Annotated in this window: 11 protein-coding genes, 1 tRNA gene and 3 rRNA genes; 13 read left to right on the top strand and 2 right to left on the bottom strand. The window is 42.6% G+C overall.

Features of this window, described 5'->3' with window-relative positions:
• Nucleotides 1-161 precede the first annotated feature (161 nt).
• The 9 genes from psbB to HGR01_RS27805 all read left to right on the top strand — a co-directional run bounded on the left by psbB (nucleotide 162) and on the right by HGR01_RS27805 (nucleotide 12,466).
• On the top strand, nucleotides 162-1,691 hold the full coding sequence (gene psbB / locus HGR01_RS27765; RefSeq protein WP_045874842.1) for a photosystem II chlorophyll-binding protein CP47: 1,530 nt from the start codon (nucleotides 162-164) through the stop codon (nucleotides 1,689-1,691).
• 147 nt (nucleotides 1,692-1,838) lie between these two features.
• Nucleotides 1,839-1,943, top strand: a complete 105-nt coding sequence (locus HGR01_RS27770; RefSeq protein ID WP_071989499.1) for a photosystem II reaction center protein T — start codon at nucleotides 1,839-1,841, stop codon at nucleotides 1,941-1,943.
• 459 nt (nucleotides 1,944-2,402) lie between these two features.
• Nucleotides 2,403-3,419: a 30S ribosomal protein S1 gene (locus tag HGR01_RS27775; RefSeq protein ID WP_045874844.1), complete on the top strand. Its 1,017-nt coding sequence runs from the start codon at nucleotides 2,403-2,405 to the stop codon at nucleotides 3,417-3,419.
• Between the two features lie 99 nt (nucleotides 3,420-3,518).
• Nucleotides 3,519-4,253: an HAD family hydrolase gene (locus tag HGR01_RS27780; RefSeq protein WP_045874845.1), complete on the top strand. Its 735-nt coding sequence runs from the start codon at nucleotides 3,519-3,521 to the stop codon at nucleotides 4,251-4,253.
• Between the two features lie 638 nt (nucleotides 4,254-4,891).
• A 16S ribosomal RNA gene (locus tag HGR01_RS27785) occupies nucleotides 4,892-6,380 on the top strand.
• 323 nt (nucleotides 6,381-6,703) lie between these two features.
• Nucleotides 6,704-9,529, top strand: a 23S ribosomal RNA gene (locus HGR01_RS27790).
• 93 nt (nucleotides 9,530-9,622) lie between these two features.
• Nucleotides 9,623-9,740: ribosomal RNA gene (rrf, locus tag HGR01_RS27795) — 5S ribosomal RNA — on the top strand.
• The 16S, 23S and 5S rRNA genes sit together here, the layout of an rRNA operon.
• 166 nt (nucleotides 9,741-9,906) lie before the next feature.
• Nucleotides 9,907-10,809 (top strand): sensor histidine kinase, encoded by a 903-nt coding sequence (locus HGR01_RS27800; protein WP_045872417.1) that lies wholly within the window; start codon nucleotides 9,907-9,909, stop codon nucleotides 10,807-10,809.
• A 457-nt stretch (nucleotides 10,810-11,266) separates the two neighbouring features.
• Entirely contained in the window at nucleotides 11,267-12,466 is a 1,200-nt protein-coding gene (locus HGR01_RS27805) for a hypothetical protein (RefSeq protein ID WP_063749839.1), read from the top strand.
• A 141-nt stretch (nucleotides 12,467-12,607) separates the two neighbouring features.
• Here HGR01_RS27805 and HGR01_RS27810 read toward each other — a convergent pair whose 3' ends face one another.
• A complete protein-coding gene (locus HGR01_RS27810) occupies nucleotides 12,608-12,883 on the bottom strand; it encodes a GIY-YIG nuclease family protein (protein ID WP_045872416.1) in 276 nt (91 codons plus the stop codon).
• A gap of 301 nt (nucleotides 12,884-13,184) precedes the next feature.
• Nucleotides 13,185-14,159: a quinolinate synthase NadA gene (nadA, locus tag HGR01_RS27815; RefSeq protein WP_045872415.1), complete on the bottom strand. Its 975-nt coding sequence runs from the start codon at nucleotides 14,157-14,159 to the stop codon at nucleotides 13,185-13,187.
• Nucleotides 14,160-14,448: 289 nt separating this feature from the next.
• On the opposite strand from nadA, the gene HGR01_RS27820 reads away from it, so the two are divergent.
• From HGR01_RS27820 to HGR01_RS27835, 4 genes are all read left to right on the top strand, one after another.
• On the top strand, nucleotides 14,449-15,378 hold the full coding sequence (locus HGR01_RS27820) for a TIGR04168 family protein (protein ID WP_045872455.1): 930 nt from the start codon (nucleotides 14,449-14,451) through the stop codon (nucleotides 15,376-15,378).
• Nucleotides 15,379-15,460: 82 nt separating this feature from the next.
• Nucleotides 15,461-15,545, top strand: a tRNA-Ser gene (locus HGR01_RS27825).
• Nucleotides 15,546-16,020: 475 nt separating this feature from the next.
• Nucleotides 16,021-17,460 (top strand): AAA family ATPase, encoded by a 1,440-nt coding sequence (locus tag HGR01_RS27830; RefSeq protein ID WP_045872414.1) that lies wholly within the window; start codon nucleotides 16,021-16,023, stop codon nucleotides 17,458-17,460.
• Nucleotides 17,461-17,489: 29 nt separating this feature from the next.
• The gene (locus HGR01_RS27835) at nucleotides 17,490-18,023 is read left to right on the top strand and encodes a hypothetical protein (protein ID WP_045872413.1); all 534 of its coding nucleotides are present in this window, start codon (nucleotides 17,490-17,492) and stop codon (nucleotides 18,021-18,023) included.
• Nucleotides 18,024-18,112 lie beyond the last annotated feature (89 nt).

Raw genomic sequence — 18,112 nt, forward strand, 5'->3', positions numbered from 1 at the left:
AGAATACCCACCCTGTCTCATTGATTAAGACTCAGCGGTGGTAAGCAAGACCCTGGCAATAACAAAAAAACTGAGAGAAGTCCCTGCGGTGACTTCTACCATGTATTACTTTTGTAAGAAAATTGCTTTGTAAACTAACTCATCGAGGAGGAGCGTAGTCGATGGGACTACCCTGGTACCGAGTACATACAGTCGTTCTGAATGATCCAGGACGACTGATTTCTGTACACTTGATGCACACAGCTCTAGTAGCAGGCTGGGCTGGTTCGATGGCACTCTACGAACTAGCTATTTACAACCCTAGCGATCCAGTTCTCAACCCTATGTGGCGTCAAGGGATGTTCGTGTTACCCTTCATGGCACGTTTGGGTGTAACTCAATCTTGGGGTGGTTGGAGCGTTACTGGCGCGCCAGCAACCGATCCTGGTTTCTGGTCTTTTGAAGGCGTTGCTGCTGCTCACATCATTCTTTCTGGTTTGTTGTTTTTAGCTGCAGTCTGGCACTGGGTTTACTGGGATTTGGAACTCTTTAGAGATCCTCGTACAGGTGAACCAGCTCTAGACTTGCCCAAGATGTTTGGTATTCACCTATTCTTATCTGGTCTACTCTGTTTCGGCTTCGGTGCTTTTCACCTCACTGGACTATATGGCCCAGGAATGTGGGTTTCCGATGCCTTTGGAGTCACAGGTAGCGTCCAACCAGTAGCACCTGAATGGGGGCCAGATGGGTTTAACCCCTTTAACCCTGGTGGTGTTGTTGCTCACCATATAGCTGCTGGTATCGTCGGCATTATTGCAGGCTTATTCCACCTCACAGTCAGACCACCCGAACGGCTTTATAAAGCTTTGCGGATGGGTAATATTGAAACCGTACTGTCCAGCAGTATTGCTGCGGTCTTCTTTTGTGCCTTCGTGGTTGCTGGTACTATGTGGTACGGTAACGCGACCACTCCCATTGAACTATTTGGGCCTACTCGTTACCAATGGGATCAAGGTTACTTCCGTCAAGAAATTCAGCGCCGCGTACAAAGCGACCTAGCTCAAGGTGCGACACTTACAGAAGCTTGGTCAAAAATTCCTGAAAAATTGGCCTTCTACGATTACGTCGGCAATAGCCCTGCCAAAGGCGGTTTATTCCGTACAGGTCAAATGAACAAGGGTGATGGTATTGCCCAATCTTGGCAAGGTCATGCAGTATTCAAAGATTCTGAAGGTAGAGAATTGACTGTACGTCGTCTGCCCAACTTCTTTGAAACTTTCCCAGTAATCTTGACCGACGCAGATGGTGTTGTTCGTGCTGACATTCCTTTCCGTCGGGCAGAATCCAAATATAGCTTTGAACAATCTGGTGTAACTGTTAGCTTCTATGGTGGAAATCTAAATGGACAAACCATCAAAGATCCCGCTGAAGTGAAGAAATACGCCCGTAAAGCTCAAGGCGGTGAAATATTTGAATTTGACCGGGAAACCTTGAACTCTGATGGGGTATTCCGCACTAGCCCCAGAGGTTGGTTTACCTTTGGACACGCTGTATTTGCTCTCTTATTCTTCTTTGGTCACCTTTGGCATGGCGCTCGTACAATCTACCGCGACGTATTTGCTGGTGTAGAAGCGGATCTAGAAGAGCAAGTGGAATGGGGTCTATTCCAAAAAGTGGGTGACAAGACAACCCGCCGTAAGGAAGCTCTCTAAGTTTTAGAGACTAGGGAATTGGGATGAGGGTCTAGAAGCTCCAGAAGAGTTTTCTCAGATACCCAACTACTAATTCCCAGTCCCCAACACCTCATAACCTGGCTTGTTACAATATTATTACTGGCTGGATAGGCAGGAACTTGTAATATGGAAAGCGTTGCGTACATCTTAATTTTCACCCTGTGTATAGGAGTTCTCTTCTTTGCGATCGCATTTCGCGAACCCCCTCGCATTGCGAAAAAAGATGATTAGATTACTATTACCAGGATTTTAAGGTCATCTAAACCTATTTATCCGCTGCTATCTCTTGGGTAACAGCGGATATTTACGTATAATCACTCTTAAAATAATTTAATAGACAAAAATTACACCCTCCGCTATCACTATTGATGAACAATCGATCATCATGATGTCAAGAAGTAGGTAAGACTTTAGTGTAAGCTAGAGGCTGGGTAAGATACTTTAATTATGAGTAATTTGATTGCAAATTATAAATATTAGGGTTAAAACCCTTGGCGCTAGACATCAACTTTTCATAAAAGACTTGTCACCAGATATTATGATATAATCTTCTATCTGGAAGTTGATATGTGTTGTTACTAGCTTTTCTGCGCTAGGATAAAAAAAGTTTAGGCTAGTATGATATAGCTTGCCTAGAAATTGCACTCGCGACAAAAAATTTACGGAGACTAGAACCAGGAACAAATTAGCATGGTCAATCAGAATTTAACCGCTACAGAAATTGGATTTACTCACGAAGATTTCGCTGCTCTACTTGATAAGTACGATTATCACTTTAGCCCTGGCGATATTGTACCAGGAACAGTTTTCAGTATAGAGCCGCGCGGCGCTCTGATTGACATAGGTGCGAAAACAGCAGCATACATACCTATACAAGAAATGTCTATTAACCGGGTAGATAGCCCGGAAGAAGTTTTACAATCTAACGAAACTCGGGAATTTTTTATTCTTACTGACGAAAACGAAGATGGTCAGCTGACCCTTTCAATCCGTCGTATTGAATATATGCGAGCATGGGAGCGCGTACGGCAGCTACAAGCTGAAGATGCTACTGTACGCTCTGGTGTGTTTGCTACTAACCGTGGTGGTGCGTTAGTGCGGATTGAGGGATTGCGTGGCTTTATTCCCGGTTCTCACATCAGCACTCGCAAACCTAAAGAAGAACTGGTAGGTGAAGAACTACCATTGAAATTCTTGGAAGTAGATGAAGAACGTAACCGCTTAGTGCTATCTCATCGTCGAGCGCTAGTTGAGCGGAAGATGAACCGCCTCGAAGTTGGTGAAGTTGTGATCGGTACAGTACGCGGTATTAAACCCTACGGTGCGTTCATTGATATCGGTGGTGTTAGTGGTCTGTTGCACATCTCCGAAATTTCCCACGAGCATATTGATACACCCCACAGTGTTTTCAACGTCAATGATGAAGTAAAAGTTATGATCATTGACTTGGATGCAGAAAGAGGTCGGATTTCCTTATCTACCAAACAACTGGAACCTGAACCTGGCGACATGATTAAAAATCGTGATTTGGTTTATGATAAGGCCGAAGAAATGGCAGCTAAGTATCGGGAACAGTTGCTAGCAAAACAGCAAGGAATTACTTCTGTAGCTGCTGATGCTCTAGTTGAAGAAGAAATTCCAGCAGCTATTGAAGAAGAAATTCCAGCAGCTATTGAAGAAGAAATTCCAGCAGCTATTGAAGAATAAAAAACTGCTATTTTTCTTTAACTAAAGGCATTAAAGTTAAAAAAAGGGGGATTTTCCCTCTTTTTTTATGCTCATAAAATTCCTATGAGGTGAAAGATTTTGGCAACTATTAAATGTAGAAATATCACATTTCCAAATATCAAAGCAGTGATATTTGACAAAAACGGTACCTTAGAAGACTCAGAAGCTTATTTGCGATCGCTTGCCCAAAGAACAGCACGCTTAATCGACGCACAAATCCCCGGTATTGGAGAACCCCTATTAATGGCATTTGGCGTTAATAATAATAACCTTAACCCAGCAGGTCTAATGGCAGTCGCAAGTCGCCGCGAAACAGAAATTGCAGCAGCAGCATATATTGCTGAAACTGGTAGGGGATGGTTTGAGTCTTTAAAAATTTCCCGTCACGCTTTGGATGAAGCAGAAAAATATATTGGTCAAACACCTTCACAATTATTTGTGGGTAGCTTAGAGGTGATTAAATCTCTTTCACAAGCAGGAATAAAACTTGGTATTCTCTCAGCTGCAACAACTCAAGAAGTGCAAATGTTTGTAGAACATCACCAGCTAGGGAGCTATTTACAGCTAGAAATGGGAGTAGACGAAGGGCCAAGTAAACCAGATCCCATATTATTTCTACAAGCGTGCCAAGCTTTGGGTGTAGAACCCAGTGCCACACTCATGATAGGTGATTCTGTTGGTGATATGCAAATGGCACGTAATGCTAAAGCTGCAGGCTGTGTTGGCATCACTTGGATTAATAAAACAGATCATGTCCAAGGTGCAGATGTCGTTATTAATCAACTTGATGAAATTCAAATTAGCAGGGTGTAGCCGACAAAAATCATCCTCCAATAGATTTGGTGTTGCATATTTGCGGTTATGAATTCAAAAATTTTGGGCAAAGCTAAAAATCGATTCGTTGCGTCTTTGCGCCTTTGCTTGTTAACGTTCGCGTAGCGTCTCGGAGAGAAGCGGAGCTAATCCCGGCAAAAATCATCCCATAATTCAGCAACGCCTAGATTCTTTGTCTAAGGTGTACTGTCATTTTCCGAAATATGCATTCCCTAGTGCAATCTCTGAGTGATGAGTAGAGGTGAGTTTAAGCATCACAGGCGTATTCGGATGAGATAAATACTCAGCCATAGATTCAGACCGACTCAGCCATTAAAGATGACAAAAACATCAAAAGCCTTACCTGATAGAGGTTTGATGTCTGATTGCCGCTATGGTAGAGAGCAGGTCAAAAAAAGTTGAGAAAAGGGTTGACGAAATAGAAAAACAGTTGCTAATGTAGATAAGTGCTGAGGCGAAGAGATGCCAAAGCAGCCGAACCGAGAAAAACAAATACTTTGAAAGCTTCAAAAACAATCCTCGTCAATTAAGATTGTTGGGGTAAGACCCAAAGAAATCTAAAAAAAGAAATACAGGATTCCGAGACAAAAAGTCATCGGAGCCGCGAACTCGAAAGCAAAATGGAGAGTTTGATCCTGGCTCAGGATGAACGCTGGCGGTATGCTTAACACATGCAAGTCGAACGGTCTCTTCGGAGATAGTGGCGGACGGGTGAGTAACGCGTGAGAATCTAGCTTCAGGTCGGGGACAACCACTGGAAACGGTGGCTAATACCGGATGTGCCGAGAGGTAAAAGGCTTGCTGCCTGAAGATGAGCTCGCGTCTGATTAGCTAGTAGGTGTGGTAAGAGCGCACCTAGGCGACGATCAGTAGCTGGTCTGAGAGGATGATCAGCCACACTGGGACTGAGACACGGCCCAGACTCCTACGGGAGGCAGCAGTGGGGAATTTTCCGCAATGGGCGAAAGCCTGACGGAGCAATACCGCGTGAGGGAGGAAGGCTCTTGGGTTGTAAACCTCTTTTCTCAAGGAAGAAAAAAATGACGGTACTTGAGGAATAAGCATCGGCTAACTCCGTGCCAGCAGCCGCGGTAATACGGAGGATGCAAGCGTTATCCGGAATGATTGGGCGTAAAGCGTCCGCAGGTGGCAATGTAAGTCTGCTGTTAAAGAGTGAGGCTCAACCTCATAAGAGCAGTGGAAACTACATAGCTAGAGTGCGTTCGGGGCAGAGGGAATTCCTGGTGTAGCGGTGAAATGCGTAGAGATCAGGAAGAACACCGGTGGCGAAAGCGCTCTGCTAGGCCGCAACTGACACTGAGGGACGAAAGCTAGGGGAGCGAATGGGATTAGATACCCCAGTAGTCCTAGCCGTAAACGATGGATACTAGGCGTGGCTTGTATCGACCCGAGCCGTGCCGGAGCTAACGCGTTAAGTATCCCGCCTGGGGAGTACGCACGCAAGTGTGAAACTCAAAGGAATTGACGGGGGCCCGCACAAGCGGTGGAGTATGTGGTTTAATTCGATGCAACGCGAAGAACCTTACCAAGACTTGACATGTCGCGAATCCTCTTGAAAGGGAGGAGTGCCTTCGGGAGCGCGAACACAGGTGGTGCATGGCTGTCGTCAGCTCGTGTCGTGAGATGTTGGGTTAAGTCCCGCAACGAGCGCAACCCTCGTTTTTAGTTGCCAGCATTAAGTTGGGCACTCTAGAGAGACTGCCGGTGACAAACCGGAGGAAGGTGGGGATGACGTCAAGTCAGCATGCCCCTTACGTCTTGGGCTACACACGTACTACAATGCTACGGACAAAGGGCAGCGAGCTAGCGATAGCAAGCAAATCTCATAAACCGTGGCTCAGTTCAGATCGCAGGCTGCAACTCGCCTGCGTGAAGGAGGAATCGCTAGTAATTGCAGGTCAGCATACTGCAGTGAATTCGTTCCCGGGCCTTGTACACACCGCCCGTCACACCATGGAAGCTGGCAACGCCCGAAGTCATTACTCCAACCATTCGTGGGGGAGGATGCCGAAGGCAGTGCTGGTGACTGGGGTGAAGTCGTAACAAGGTAGCCGTACCGGAAGGTGTGGCTGGATCACCTCCTTTTAGGGAGACCTACCCAACTTTGAAATCAATTGCAAACAGTCAATAGAGACAAAGATGGTCTACTCTAGGTCGGTCGAGATTGGTGAAGAACTTTCAAAGTATTCTGTGTTCGGTAAATAAAAATGATTGCAAAGATCAATAGGTAAATTCAGCAATTGACGTGAATAACAGTCAAACTGCTGGAAATACGCCAGCCAGAACCTTGAAAACTGCATAGTAACGCGAAAAATAGCAGGCAGTCAAAAAAGTCAAAAGTCAAAAGTCAAAAGAAGGACCCAAAGACGAAAGACAAAAGACTGCAGATGTGAAACCAAATGTATTGTGGTCAAGCTAATAAGGGCTGATGGTGGATACCTAGGCACACAGAGGCGAAGAAGGACGTGGTTACCGACGAAATGCTCCGGGGAGTTGGAAGCAGACTATGAGCCGGAGGTATCCGAATGGGGCAACCCTATGTACTACCTGCTGAATATATAGGCAGGAAAGAGCCAACCCAGCGAATTGAAACATCTTAGTAGCTGGAGGAAGAGAAATCAATTAAGAGATTCCCTCAGTAGTGGTGAGCGAAAGGGGAAAAGCCTAAACCAGTTGGTTTACTGACTGGGGTAGTGGGACAGCGATATCGAATCTAGAGGTTAGACGAAGCAGCTAAATACTGCACCAAAGAAGGTGAAAGTCCTGTAGTCAAAAGCTGAAGGATAGTAGCTGAATCCCGAGTAGCATGGGGCACGAGGAATCCCATGTGAATCAGCGAGGACCACCTCGTAAGGCTAAATACTACTGTGTGACCGATAGTGAACCAGTACCGCGAGGGAAAGGTGAAAAGAACCCCGGGAGGGGAGTGAAATAGAACATGAAACCATCAGCTTACAAGCAGTGGGAGTCCGATTCAACGGATGACCGCGTGCCTGTTGAAGAATGAGCCGGCGACTTATAGGCACTGGTAGGTTAAAGCGAGAATGCTGGAGCCAAAGGGAAACCGAGTCTGAAAAGGGCGATAATCAGTGTTTATAGACCCGAACCCTGGTGATCTAACCATGTCCAGGATGAAGCTTGGGTAACACCAAGTGGAGGTCCGAACCGACCGATGTTGAAAAATCGGCGGATGAGGTGTGGTTAGGGGTGAAATGCCAATCGAACCAGGAGCTAGCTGGTTCTCCCCGAAATGTGTTTAGGCGCAGCGGTAATGATTATATTTGGGGGGTAAAGCACTGTTTCGGTGCGGGCTGGGAGACCGGTACCAAATCGAGACAAACTCAGAATACCCAAAGCACACATTGCCAGTGAGACAGTGGGGGATAAGCTTCATTGTCAAGAGGGAAACAGCCCAGACCACCAGCTAAGGTCCCCAAATCATCGCTAAGTGAGAAAGGAGGTGAGAGTGCATAGACAACTAGGAGGTTTGCCTAGAAGCAGCCACCCTTGAAAGAGTGCGTAATAGCTCACTAGTCAAGCGCTCTTGCGCCGAAAATGAACGGGGCTAAGCGATGTACCGAAGCTGTGGGATTTGTTGAAAAATAAATCGGTAGGGGAGCGTTCCGTGGTAGGGAGAAGCAGTAGCGGCAAGCAGCTGTGGACGAAACGGAAGTGAGAATGTCGGCTTGAGTAGCGCAAATATGTGTGAGAATCACATACCCCGAAACCCTAAGGGTTCCAGAGCCAGGTTCGTCCGCTCTGGGTTAGTCGGGACCTAAGGCGAGGTCGAAAGGCGTAGTCGATGGACACAGGGTGACTAATCCCTGACTAAGGTATGGGAGCATTGCTAGGGACGCATGAAAGATAGCTACACCCTGATTGGTTTGGGAGGAGTTTACGAACTCCGAGTAGTGATTCGATTGTGCCAAGAAAAGCTAGGAATGTGATGAACATATCTTACCCGTACCCGAAACCGACACAGGTAGGGAGGTTGAGAATACCAAGGGGCGCGAGATAACTCTCTCTAAGGAACTCGGCAAAATGGCCCCGTAACTTCGGAAGAAGGGGTGCCCACGAGAGTGGGTCGCAGTGAAGAGATCCAGGCGACTGTTTACCAAAAACACAGGTCTCCGCAAACTCGAAAGAGGAGGTATGGGGGCTGACGCCTGCCCAGTGCCGGAAGGTTAAGGAAGCTGGTCAGCGAAAGTGAAGCTGGCGACCGAAGCCCCGGTGAACGGCGGCCGTAACTATAACGGTCCTAAGGTAGCGAAATTCCTTGTCGGGTAAGTTCCGACCCGCACGAAAGGCGTAACGATCTGGATGGTGTCTCAGAGAGAGACTCGGCGAAATAGGAATGTCTGTGAAGATACGGACTGCCTGCACCTGGACAGAAAGACCCTATGAAGCTTTACTGTAGCCTGGAATTGTGTTCGGGCTTCGCTTGCGCAGGATAGGTGGGAGGCAAAGAGATATTCCTTGTGGGGAATATGGAGCCAACGGTGAGATACCACTCTGGCGAAGCTAGAATTCTAACCTCGCACCCTTACCGGGTGTAGGAACAGTTTCAGGTGGGCAGTTTGACTGGGGCGGTCGCCTCCTAAAAAGTAACGGAGGCGCGCAAAGGTTCCCTCAGCACGCTTGGAAACCGTGCGGCGAGTGTAAAGGCATAAAGGGAGCTTGACTGCAAGAGTGACCACTCGAGCAGGTACGAAAGTAGGCCTTAGTGATCCGACGGCGCAGCGTGGAATGGCCGTCGCTCAACGGATAAAAGTTACTCTAGGGATAACAGGCTGATCTCCCCCAAGAGTCCACATCGACGGGGAGGTTTGGCACCTCGATGTCGGCTCATCGCAACCTGGGGCGGAAGTACGTCCCAAGGGTTGGGCTGTTCGCCCATTAAAGCGGTACGTGAGCTGGGTTCAGAACGTCGTGAGACAGTTCGGTCCATATCCGGTGCAGGCGTAAGAGCATTGAGAGGAGTCCTCCTTAGTACGAGAGGACCGGGAGGAACGCACCGCTGGTGTACCAGTTATTGTACCCACAGTAGACGCTGGGTAGCCAAGTGCGGAGCGGATAACCGCTGAAAGCATCTAAGTGGGAAGCCCACCTCAAGATGAGTGCTCTCACTACAAATGTAGGTAAGGTCACGGGCAGAACACCCGTTGATAGGCTCTATGTGGAAGTGCAGTAATGCATGAAGCAGAGGAGTACTAATAGACCGAGGGCTTGACCTCATCAATCATTGGTTATTTCGCGTTACTTGCAGTCTTCAGGGTTTTGTTGACAGTTAACTGTTAACCGTTAACCGTCAACCAACCACAAGTTTTCCTGGTGTCTATTGCGCTGTGGAACCACACTGACTCCATCCCGAACTCAGAGGTGAAACGCTGCTGCGGCCACGATAGTCTAGGGGTTGCCCTACGCCACAATAGCTCGATGCCAGGTCTGTTTTTAATAAACAAAGCCTCTCCAATAGTTTATGGAGGGGCTTTGTTTTTGGTTATTCTTCCTTTTGCTACTCATAAACCTTCATCTTTTGTAAGGTGCGAAATTTCTTGTAAGGGGATTAAGCTAACTCTAATTGAAGACGCTGACTATCCTTAAACAAAAGATGGACTTTAGCCAAACTCTGATTCATAAAATTGATGCCATTGTTGATCAATGGGTAGAAGCGGTGTATGAAGATGAACAGATTGAAGCTACTAAAGAACTAACTTTTAAAGCTGTACGGGATAGCTTACCTAAAGTTTTAACAGCATTAGCAACAGTACTTTCTGAATCGGAAAAGAGCGATTTACAAACTGTAAAAGATAGCCTATCTCAGTTGGCCCATGAATTGAAAACTCCCCTGACATCAATTATTGGTTACGCAGATTTATTTCTCCGCCAGCATCGTCAAAAACCAGAACTTAAGGATTCATATACTAATCTTGAAAGTATCGAGCGAGTTATGAGGAGCGGTAGGCTGATTCTGCGGCTGATCAACGATACTTTGGAAATTTCGCGCTACGATGCTGGCAGAATGATATTACAGCCTACAGTGACTGATGTGCGTGGGTTAATCAACTCAGTTGTAGAAATTATTGAGCCATTAGCACGTAATAAAGAATTAGCTTTAGTTGTTGATTACGATCGCGTACCTGATAGAGTAATTACAGATCCGCTTCGGCTTCAGCAAATTATTACCAATCTCCTCAGCAATGCAATTCGCTATACCAAGTCTGGTAGTGTGCGTTTGCATTGTGAGAAAGTATCTGAGGAGCAATGGGCTATCTCTGTGATTGATAGTGGGATTGGGATTCCCCTAGATGCTCAATCACAAATCTTCAATCCCTATTTTCGTGCAGTCAGTGACCGAGAGCTACAAAGTTCTGATGGTACAGGGCTAGGGTTAGCGATTGTTTCGCACTTAGTAGAGTTAATGCATGGTGAAATCAAAGTAGTTTCACAGCCAGAACAAGGCTCTACATTTACAGTGATTTTTCCTTTGGAAGCGATCGCTCGCGAAGATTAATCAACAATACATAGAATCTGACTTTTCTGCTTCTATTAAGAAAATGCGATCGCATATTTCATGCAGACTGTGTCGGGTTGATGACTACTCAGTGTTAATCCTGTGACCATTTAGTATGTTTCACATATATATATAGTAGTATTACGTAAAACAGCGTTCTCGCTTCACACTCTTATTCGCTGTTAGATGCCGAACACATCTTTAAACTCTTAGTTGTAATATTCTTTCTGACACAGGTAGACAATTACCTAGAATGCGGAATAAACTAACTGATGCTGATAAAGCCTTCTTCCTAAAGGTAGAATTTAGGTATTAGTTTTATGATTTTGTTTGTCAAGCTTGTATTATTACTCATAAAATCAAAAGCAAAGCAAAGTTTTGCAAAAAACAGTTACCTAAATACTTTCAATTAGTCCATTTAAAAAACCAGGGTGGCAAAATTATCACTAAATTACAAATGGCAGATCGAATAAACGATATCGCTTGGCAAGCACACCAAGGTAGCGTTGCTGCGATTATTCAACTACTGAACGACAAACTAGTCGAATCTGGGGTTAGAACCAGAGCGATTTTTTCTGATGGAGTCTTACAACTGCTGTGTGAGGCACAATCAGTAGACCAACTTGAGAAGACCACTATAGTGCAAAAAATCCGGCAAATCCTAGAGTCGATTGCACCGCGAAACATTCGACGAGTAAATATCAACAGTCGAATTGTTCGAGAACAGCAATTACTTTGGTTGACGGAAATTTATCGCGATCGCGATAATCAATTGCTTTGGTCAGAGGAAATTACCTTACCAAAACCGAATATTTTCAGGCAAATACTGAAGGACTTTCAAGATTACAAAGAGTCTAAAACAGAACTTGCTCAGGTCAGCTTACCTAAGCCTAATTCTTTTCGATCTGTGGTTTTCAGACGCAGAAATAGGAATAAGGCTAAAAATAGGCTACAGAGTAAAAGTATACCCAAACAGTCCTTACCTCTAGGACTGCTGAAGGTATCTAGTTTATGTTTGCCTCTACTGTTGCTAGTTTGGGGTGCTTATGCATGGTTAGAAGGTAAAGGCGAAAGCTCTACTTCAGCAGAGACTTCTAAATCTTTAACTATCCAACCGCAAGTATCATCTCTGGCAAATACTCAAAATTTTGCTCAGAAAACTGAAGACCCATTTGTAGCCGCAGTGCGGATTGCTAATCAAGCATCTGCATTGGGTAAAAAGGCTCTAACACCTGAGCAGAGATTGGAGTTAGCTACTAAATGGCAAGAGGCTTCTGATTTAATGAGTCAGGTTCCAGCAAAACATAGCCGCTATCAGGAAGCTCAAAGTCGCATTCAACTGTATAAGAAATATGCAGCAGCTTCTCAATCCATAGCTGCAAAGCCGAAACCAACTCCTACACCTGGAATTAAAACTCTTTCTACTCCAGATCCATTTGCAGCCGCAGTGCGGATTGCTAATCAAGCTTCTGCATCTGGTAAAACAGCCGCAAGTTCAGAGCAATGGTCAACTCTAGCAGCTAAGTGGCAAGAGGCTTCTGATTTAATGAGTCAGGTTCCAGCAGAACATAGCCGCTATCAAGAGGCGCAAAGTCGCATTCAACTATATAAGAAATTTAGTGAAGCGGCTAAAGTACAAGCTCAAAAAGGTCAGTGATGAAATTATCTACTGGTGGGGAATTCACATTCCCCATCTGTCATTTTGATATGGAGAGAAAGACCTTTGTATGAGATGGTTTCCCTTTGTGATTGATTGACGTAGGAAAACTGCTAAAAAAAGGCGATCGCACTACTGAATTTATTGATTATACTCAGGTTGAATAATCTGTTTCCATTGCTCAGATCGCTTGCTCATCAGTGATGCCTCATTCGCAGTTACTTCGATAATTCCAAACATAAAAGCTTCTTCTCCGAACTGCTGATAGTCATCAATGAATTGTTGGTAATCTTTACCAAACGAACCCCTTTTTAGTTCTCGTTTATTTGCTTCAAAACGTGATTCAATATTTTCGCTATAACCTATATATCTCCTTCCATTGACTTTATTAGTCATTATATATACGCCACTTGTCATATCTAATTATTAGATTTAAGTTTACATACTAAATATTGTAATTATAGGCAAGGTAAAATAATGATATCAACCGTAATTTTCAGGTTGTAAATTTTCCCTAGCTTGTGTTAATAGTGGGAGTATTTCCCATTAAATTTTAGCGATATAAGTTTATTTATTGAACTACATGAAAATATAATATTAGCAACAAGGTTAAAAACAGAAATATTGCTTTTCATTTATTGAATTACAAGCAAAAAAAATGTAGAAACACAATAAAATCATGTTTCTACATAATACAAATATTATTAGATTAATTTAACTAAATGCTCATTTCTAGCATCCGTTGCATTGGACGCAAAGCCGCTAACCGAATATCTTCAGACATGGTAATTTCGGGAGTACGATTTTTCATTGCCAAATACACTTTTTCTAAGGTATTTAGGCGCATAAACGGACATTCATTGCAATTACAATTATTAATTGGTGGCGCAGGAATAAACCGCTTTTGGGGAGCTAGTTTTTGCATTTGATGAATGATACCTGGCTCTGTAGCCACGATAAATTCCTGTGCTGGGCTGTTTTGACAATATGTTAGTAAAGCTGCTGTAGAACCGATATAGTTAGCGTGGCGCAAAATGCTAGTTTCGCATTCTGGGTGTGCGATCGCCTCCGCTTCGGGATGGGCAATTTTTAACTGGACAATTTTCTTTTCGGAAAAGGTTTCATGCACAATACAGCTACCGTCCCACAGCACCATATCTCGTCCGGTTTGCTCCATGACGTAGCGCCCCAAATTGCGATCAGGGGCAAAAATAATGGGCTGGTCTTTCGGTATTTGCTGCACAATCTTCACAGCATTGGAACTGGTGCAGATAATATCGCTCATGGCTTTAATATCTGCAGAGCAGTTAATATAAGAAACCACTAGATGATCGGGATGGGCGGCTTTAAAAGCTGCAAACGCCTCTGCTGGACAACTATCTGCTAAAGAACAACCAGCATTTAAGTCTGGTAGCAGTACCAATTTATCAGGATTGAGTATCTTTGCTGTTTCTGCCATGAAGTGAACACCAGCAAAGACAATTGTATCTGCATTGGTATTAGCCGCAGCTCTGGCTAGTTGTAATGAATCCCCAATAAAGTCTGCAATATCCTGGATATCTGGCTCTTGATAATAATGGGCTAAAATCACCGCGTTGAGTTCTTTTTTGAGACTCTCAATCGCCGCAAATAAATCCAGTGGTAGTACACCCGGATGGGTGGTTTCTCGATCAACAAGTGCAGTGTTAAACACAATCAGGGGTTACTTAAAGTTGCAAGTAGTTGATAAAAAGGATGAAGTTTACAGACTTTATCCTTCAGTTATGCTGTGGATTAATTATAGTAGTTTTTACCAAAAAATATAGTGGTTTTTACCAAAAATCGTAGAAGCTTTATAGAAACTCTATCCTTGGACATAGCACATTGGTAATTTAATTTTTTCCCATCCCCAATGCCCAATGCCCCATGCCCAGAGTTTTGACAATTTATGTCCAAAACCTGCTGAGTTGCCTATCCTAAAAGTAGACGGCAAGGACAGTGGCATGACCAGTGAGATAACAGAATCAATAAACCTGAAAATAGCTGTAGTTGGCGACGTTCACGACCAATGGGAAGAAGAAGATAGTATTGCACTCAAGCATTTGGGTGTGGACTTAGTGCTGTTTGTGGGGGATTTTGGCAATGAATCGGTGGAAGTGGTAAGAGCGATCGCTTCTGTTGATATTCCCAAAGCAGCTGTAATGGGCAACCACGATGCATGGTACACTGCCACAGAATGGGGACGGAAAAAATGTCCCTACGATCGCACTAAGGAAGACTGGGTACAAGAACAACTCGATTTATTAGGTTCCGCCCATGTTGGTTATAGCAAGCTAGATTTTCCCCAATGGAATTTAACAGTAGTGGGAGGTCGTCCTTTTAGTTGGGGTGGGCCAGAATGGAGATTTGCTGACATCTGCAAAGAACGTTACGGTGTCAACGATTTTGAAGAATCAGCCAATAAAATTATGGCTGCGGTCAAAAGTGCTGCCTATGACACGATTATTTTTGTAGGACATAATGGCCCCAGTGGATTAGGCGATCGCCCTGAAGACCCCTGTGGTAAAGACTGGCTCCCCATTGGGGGCGATTTTGGCGATCCAGATTTTGGCGAAGCGATTTCCCAAGCTCTCAACGCTGGTAAAACCGTTCCTCTGGTGACATTTGGACATATGCACCATAGCCTACGGCACACGAAAAAAGAGCTACGCAAGCCACTGCTGAAAAGCCCAGAAGGGATATTTTACTTGAATGCGGCTAGCGTACCCAGGATAGTAGAAATTCAAGGCAAAAAGCGGCGGAATTTTTCTTTAGTCTCCCTAGAGGCTGGTATAGTGTCGCAAATCTCCCTAGTTTGGGTAGGCAATGATTACCAGATAGTCTCAGAAGAAATTTTTTACGAGCGATCGCGTCCAGTAGTGCAATCTGCGTAGATCATGAGATATAGTATTATCTGTCAGCTTTTGTGCTAATATTGCAAAGGCTTTGCACCAGCAAAAAGCTAGACAGTTTACTGGAGAGGTGGCAGAGTGGTCGATTGCGTCCGACTTGAAATCGGATGAAGTGAAAGCTTCCGGGAGTTCGAATCTCCCCCTCTCCGTTGAAGTATTGATTAACAAGCAACTTAGACAATTAATGTCTGACATAAAAATAATGTAAGCTACTCAGGGTTAAAATGACTCACATAAATGCTAAATCAGCATTTCCGATTGCAATATCATTATTTAACCTGAGTTTGGGATAAGCTAAAACCATCATTACACTGTTGCTTAATTCTAGGATCTGTCAACATGCTTGCCCTGTTTCAGGCTTTTAATGTTAAATAAATCTCCTTAACCTGAACTGACGTTATTTAGAGTTGGCTAGTAAATCCTCTAGGCTTCTTAGGTGTGAGGTGAGGGGTTTAACCTACGATTAGATAAATTTATCTCAAGGTTAAAGTTGTAGAAATTTAATCCAACTTACATCTGTAAATAACAATATTATTCAGCAATCGGTCTGATTGTTGAATTTACAAAGCATGGTAGGGTGTAATTAAGTTATACATTGCACGCTAAGTCTTAAACCAAATTATCATGAAAGTAAAAATTACTAATTTAGGTGTTATAGAAAAGGCTGAAATTGATTTGAAACCTCTTACTGTCTTTATTGGTAGAAATGGTACAGGAAAGACTTGGACAGCTTATACTTTAGCGTCTATTTTAGGTGAACATGGATTTGATAGATATTTGAAAACTTACATTAATGATACAAATATTAAAAAATACCCCATTATAGATAATGCTATTGATCAATTTATACAAGAAGGAAATGTTAGTATTGACTTAATAAATTTCGCCGAAGAATATGCGGAAGCATATATTAATAATGTTGCCCAATCATCCCCTATGTGGATGAAAGACTTTTTGAGTACAGAACGTGGTAATTTTAAAGCGATGAAGGTAAGGTTTGATTTACCTCAAGGCAAACAAGAAATATTTAGAAAGATTAAAGGAACAGCTATAGACAGGCAATTTACTTTTGGGACAAAAGGAAAAGAATATTTAAACATATCAAAGGAAATAGATGATAATAATATTTATTTTAATATAATTTCTGAGGATGGTTCTTTCAATAATATTCCTAAAAGAGTCTTTAAAAGAATTTTGCTTCAAGAAACTTTTAAGATAATTCATAAAGCTTTTTATTCTTGTGTTTATATTTTTCCTACAGAAAGAAATACTTTTATCAGTTTTCCATTTGCTATCAAAAAGGAAATAGTTAAAATTGAAAATATAAATTTTAATAATTTAGTAGAATCTGATGTAGATAGAGATTTTAAAAGAATACTATTTGAGGATTTATCTAAGCAGAGGATTAAAAAACAAAGTGAACCAGTACAAAGTTTAATAAAAATCTTAGCTAATGCCTATATCAAATCATCAGATGAAAGACAGGAAGAAATTAAACAAAGCCCCAAAATAGCAGTTTATGCTGAATTGGCAGAATTGTTAGAAGAGCAAATTTTGCAGGTAGGAATAAATTTTAATGAGCCTGGATTAGAAAATGAAATAATTTTCCAAGCATCAGAAAATACAAACCTAGAAATGACAGTTGCTTCTTCTATGATTAAGGAATTAGCTCCTTTAGTACTTTGTTTACGCTACCTAGCCGAACCAGATGATTTACTGATTATTGATGAGCCTGAAATGAATTTACATCCATCAGCACAAGTAGCAATTACCGAATTTTTGGCAATGTTAGTTCATGCAGGTTTGAATATATTAATTACAACACATAGTCCTTATATTGTGGATCATCTTACTAATTTAATGAGAGCAGCTAAATATGAAAATCAAGAGGCTATAAAAGAACGATTTTATTTAGAGCGAACGGAAGCATTTATTCCTCAAGATAAAGTTTCTGTATATTTATTTGAAGATCGTACAGCCAAGAATATTTTAAATGAAGAAGGATATATAGACTGGAGAACATTTGGTGATATATCGGATGACATTTCTCATATTTTCCCATAATCACCCTTAAATTTAGGAGTGATTTGATAATGCCTTTTAACACATTATTATTATCAGGTTGTTTACTATCAGGAAAAACTAGTTATAAAGAAGAGGGGGTAGAGATAAATTTACAACCAAGCAGTGGTGAAACGGTTCTATTTTTCTTAATAGATACTCAATCGAATCCTAATTGTAATTTGTGCAATTTATTAGGCTTAAATAAGCAAGGAATGAAAATTTGTGATTTAATTGTGTTTTATGCCAAGGATAATGAAAAGATTATTTGCTTCGTGGAATTAAAAGGTAGTAATATAAAAACTGCAAAAGAGCAGGTTATTAACACATACACTCATTTTGATCAATACTTAAGAAAATGTGGTTTATTAGATAGTTATACTGCAAAAGCTTATATTAAAACTAACAGTTCTGTACCACAAGAAATTAATAAATATCAACAAGAGCTTCGAGAAAAATTTGGCGAAGGTAATTATCAAATTAGTAGAGACCCAAATTTAGGAAATTTTATTCGAGGTGCAAGGTATCAACCCAAAGGTAAAGGAAAAGGAAATAGGAATAGATAGTTAATAATAAGTTATGCTACCCTATTATCTTTCAATACAGGTCAGTTAAAAAGATTTTATGTTGAGGTGGGCAAAGAAAGCAGAGGGAG

The sequence above is a fragment of the Tolypothrix sp. PCC 7712 genome (assembly GCF_025860405.1).
In the GTDB taxonomy this organism is placed as follows: domain Bacteria; phylum Cyanobacteriota; class Cyanobacteriia; order Cyanobacteriales; family Nostocaceae; genus Aulosira; species Aulosira diplosiphon.

Bases quoted from the DNA above. Each gene is read 5' to 3' on its own strand.
- HGR01_RS27820 (WP_045872455.1), top strand. From the start codon at position 14,449: ATGACCAGTGAGATAACAGAATCAATAAACCTGAAAATAGCTGTAGTT.
- HGR01_RS27805 (WP_063749839.1), top strand. From the start codon at position 11,267: ATGGCAGATCGAATAAACGATATCGCTTGGCAAGCACACCAAGGTAGC.
- psbB (WP_045874842.1), top strand. From the start codon at position 162: ATGGGACTACCCTGGTACCGAGTACATACAGTCGTTCTGAATGATCCA.
- HGR01_RS27770 (WP_071989499.1), top strand. From the start codon at position 1,839: ATGGAAAGCGTTGCGTACATCTTAATTTTCACCCTGTGTATAGGAGTT.
- HGR01_RS27810 (WP_045872416.1), bottom strand. From the start codon at position 12,883: ATGACAAGTGGCGTATATATAATGACTAATAAAGTCAATGGAAGGAGA.
- HGR01_RS27830 (WP_045872414.1), top strand. From the start codon at position 16,021: ATGAAAGTAAAAATTACTAATTTAGGTGTTATAGAAAAGGCTGAAATT.
- HGR01_RS27800 (WP_045872417.1), top strand. From the start codon at position 9,907: ATGGACTTTAGCCAAACTCTGATTCATAAAATTGATGCCATTGTTGAT.
- HGR01_RS27775 (WP_045874844.1), top strand. From the start codon at position 2,403: ATGGTCAATCAGAATTTAACCGCTACAGAAATTGGATTTACTCACGAA.
- HGR01_RS27835 (WP_045872413.1), top strand. From the start codon at position 17,490: ATGCCTTTTAACACATTATTATTATCAGGTTGTTTACTATCAGGAAAA.